The sequence below is a fragment of the Desulfobacula sp. genome (assembly GCF_021107415.1).
Map to the genome: position 1 here is coordinate 1 of NZ_JAIOSW010000272.1, position 3,764 is coordinate 3,764.

4 protein-coding genes and 1 pseudogene are annotated in these 3,764 nt (G+C 42.4%); 2 read left to right on the top strand and 3 right to left on the bottom strand.

Annotation, left to right across the window (positions count from 1 at the left end):
* The first annotated feature begins 140 nt into the window (after positions 1-140).
* Entirely contained in the window at positions 141-1,361 is a 1,221-nt protein-coding gene (locus K8S13_RS14365) for an ABC transporter substrate-binding protein (protein ID WP_291463495.1), read from the top strand.
* Between the two features lie 181 nt (positions 1,362-1,542).
* On the top strand, positions 1,543-1,740 hold the full coding sequence (locus tag K8S13_RS14370; RefSeq protein WP_291463496.1) for a hypothetical protein: 198 nt from the start codon (positions 1,543-1,545) through the stop codon (positions 1,738-1,740).
* Positions 1,741-1,793: 53 nt separating this feature from the next.
* On the opposite strand, the gene nadE is transcribed toward K8S13_RS14370, so the two are convergent.
* From nadE to K8S13_RS14385, 3 genes and pseudogenes are all read right to left on the bottom strand, one after another.
* Entirely contained in the window at positions 1,794-2,573 is a 780-nt protein-coding gene (nadE, locus tag K8S13_RS14375; RefSeq protein WP_291463498.1) for an NAD(+) synthase, read from the bottom strand.
* Complete coding sequence (locus K8S13_RS14380) at positions 2,570-3,184, bottom strand: TrmH family RNA methyltransferase (protein WP_291463500.1); 615 nt, start codon at positions 3,182-3,184, stop codon at positions 2,570-2,572. The genes nadE and K8S13_RS14380 overlap by 4 nt, the downstream gene beginning before the upstream one ends.
* Positions 3,185-3,437: 253 nt before the next feature.
* A pseudogene (locus K8S13_RS14385) lies at positions 3,438-3,764 on the bottom strand (hypothetical protein); the annotation flags it as partial.

A 3,764-nucleotide genomic window follows, 5' to 3' on the forward strand; every position in this document is an offset into this window, starting at 1 on the left:
CGAAAATTCTCTGTCTTCAGAATGACAAAAAAAGAGAACAGAACAATTGAAACACAGGAATGAAACACACGAATCAAGCCCTTAAGGATGGTATGGGATTTCTTGTGAGCATTTTTAACTTATAAAAAGGAAGGATTAAAATGAAAAAAATTGGTTTGATGTCGCTGGTTGTTGGAACCTGCATGGTATTGGGATCATGGGCAATTGCTGCAGATACCGTTAAGGTGGGTTGTGCGTTCTCTTTGACCGGAGATTATGCCGGTTCCGGAGATAACTATTTTAAAGGCGTTGAAATGGCTGTGGATGAGATCAACGCAGCAGGTGGTTTGTTAGGCAAACAACTTGAGATTGTTATGTTTGACAATCAGGATTTTGCACCTGAAGTGGTTATGCAGGGTGCTGATTATCTGATGGCCCAAAAGAAAGTTGCAGTTGTGGTTGCGGGTTGGGCCGGTGCTGGAGCGGATGTCAGGGCGTATGGAAAATACGATGTGCCCTTTTTTATTGATGATGGCTCCCAGGCATCGGTTGATGTGTTCAGACAAGATCCGGGGAAATATTATAATACTTACTTTATGACCGATGTTGCAGCGGATCAGGGGGGCAGTGTGTTTAACGCATTGCAGAAATTACCCTATGATTATCCCAATAAAAAGGTCGTGCTCATCAATACGGATGACGCCTGGGGAGGGGAAATCGGGGAAGTTATGGCCAAACGGTTTAAAGAAATCGGGTGGGAAGTAGCGCTTCATGAGATCGTTCCTTATGGTACCAATGAGTGGGGACCTATTTTAACCAAAATACGAAGGATCAAACCGGCGGTTATTCACTTTGAAATAGCAGCCTCACAGGAACCCATTACCTTTGTCCGTCAATTCTTAAAAAAACCCACCAATACAATTATCAGTCTGGGCTGGAGTATTACCCCCCTTGAGGTCGTCGGCACCCTGGGCAGGAAAGCCGATGGTGTTCTGGGTCAGATGCCCGCAGGTGTACCGACACCTGCAGCACCCACTGCCGAAGCACAGGCATGGCTGGACAAGTATAAAAAACGATACAAACATGATCTTGGGGTAGGATCCTTTATCACCTATACGAGTTTCATGGCCTGGGCCGAAGCTGCTAAAGCTGCAGGTGATGCTTATGATTTCAAGGCAGTCAATAAGCATCTCAAAAACGTACCTTATAAGGGGTTAATGGGTGACATTACATGGGGTGAAAATAATACCCTGCATGCACAACCCGGCGCTCCCATAGTTCACTACCAGGTACAGAACGGTGAGCTGGTAACCCTGTTTGCAGATCCACCACTGACACCTTACAAGGATAGTAAGTTCATTAAACCGCGGTGGATTAAATAGGACAGATAAAATAAATTAAAAAAACCATCCTGGTTTCTGGAGATTCTCCCAATGACCATTGGATGCTTTTTTATTCCGATTATACCAGGGACGGGATCATGGTCCGGCCAAAGGATATTGGTATTAAATAGGTATTGAAAAGTTATTATAACCCATTCATTTGTGGGCGATAGGGTATCGGATGGAAGCGAAAAATTTTAAAAAATTTGAAAAAACCTGTCAAATAATGGGGTGGATACTGTTTATCGTATCCGCCCTGTTCTTTATGGCTTCCAGTCTCCGATCCGGAGACTGGATTGGGTTTTTAGGCGGAAGCTTTTTTCTGGTCGCCTGTTTTGTTTTTTTGATCCCTTACGTTTTTTCTGATCATTCCAATTAAAAACAATTCTAATTATACTCGCATTTGCCAAGATTTCCAAAGAAGCGGGTTGGTTATTTTTTTAAATCCTCTGGAATACGGCATACCGGTATAGGGGCCATTTTATGCTGATTGGCGGCATGAAATTTTTTATAAATGGAAAGGATTTTTTTTTGTCTCTCATTCAAGGATTCCTTTTGGCTAGAATCCAGATACTGCATGGCCCATTCCAGTTCTGCGTAACTGGCACCTATCTGGCTTTCATCGGTCCGGTCGTCTCCCCATAGCCCGTCTGTCGGAGCTGCTGTCAGGATATCTTCCATGATACCCAGGTCTTTGCCCAGGGCATAAACTTGAGTTTTCATGAGATCTGCAATGGGGGAGATATCCACGCCGCCATCCCCATACTTGGTATAAAAACCTACCCCAAAATCTTCAACTTTATTGCCGGTTCCTGCCACCAGCATTTTATGATTGGAAGAAAAGGCATATAAGGTCAGCATACGGAGTCTCGCACGGGTGTTGGCCATGGTCAGGCCATCCTGAATATGGGCAGGGAATATTTTTTTTATTTGATCAAAAACAGAGGAAAGCTCAAGATCAACACCGTTAACATTATCAAAGTTTTTTTTGAGCCATGCAATATGGGCAGACGCTCTGGATACCTGGTCTTTTGCCTGGTAGATGGGCATATTCAGTGCAAGAACAGGTTTGCCGGTTTTTGCACACAGGCACGAGGTAACAGCAGAATCAATACCGCCTGAAACACCAATGGTGAACCCTGCTAAGCTGGATTTGTCAAGATAGGTATCAAGCCATTGGACAATATGGTTAATTACCTTTTTTGTTTTCATAAATAGTTTTTCAATCCTTTTAAATTTTCCATGATTTTAGGACCCGGGGGTTTTTTGTCAATTATTCCATGCTGCCGGATATATTCATATAAAATTATAGAGGCTGCCACACTTACATTCAGGCTTTGGGATTTCCCAAACTGGGGAATGGTCAGCCGCCTGATTTGTGGAAACAGGTCGGGTTCAAAGCTGATCCCGAATTCTTCATGACCAAAGATAAAGGCACTTTTAAGGGGCAGGGCTGTTTTGGTAATGGACTCACCTTTTCCGGGCTCCAGGATAAACGGCAGATAGCCTTTGTTAATCAGGTTTGTATAGCAAGAATGAAAGTTGCTGTGAAATATGGCTGGAACCCATTTAAAAGCCCCCATGCCCGGACCCGGATCAAAAAAATCAATACCGACCAGGTGGATTTCACGGACCCCAAAGGCATCGGCACTTCTGAAAATTTTTCCAATATTATAGGTTGGCTTTAAATGGTCCAGCACAATCACACAGTCATGAATACCGGGTTTAGCAAGATAATTCCTGTTTCTTTGCCGCCTGAACCGTCGCCTGGCCATCTCTCTTTCGGCCTTCATCATCTGCCTGACTTTATGCGGTCCCCCCATATAATTTTTCAACCCCTTTATATCATTTATCTTTTGGTACATGATATACACTGGCGGCCAATAAATTGCAATGACAGGCAAGTCGTAAGGGGGGGGGTAAATAAATTTATAAAAATACCTTTACTGAAGATTTTCTAATCAATTCATTATTACATAATTGAATCATTGAACATTGCCGGGATCAACCCATATTTGCAAGGAGATTTGATATTCAGAACTTTCAAAGAGGATTATTGAGACCAAAATATGGCCATTATTCATTTTGGCTCTCCTCTTTTTTCATTTCAATATACCAGTCTTCTTTGCCATAGAGTTTTTCTGAACATTCAGGGCAAATACCATGGCTGAATTTTGCATCAGAATGTTTTTGGATGTATACGTCTATTTGTTTCCAGAACCCCTTGTCATCCCTTATTTTTTTACAGCTGGAGCAGATAGGAATCAAACCGCTTAGCGTTTTAATGTTCTCAAGTGCTTGCCGTAATTTTTTTATCAATTGTTCTCGTTCCTTTTCGACTTGTTTTCGGTCTTTTATTTCTTGGTATAATTCTTTATTTATAGTTGCAAGTTTAGCTGTACG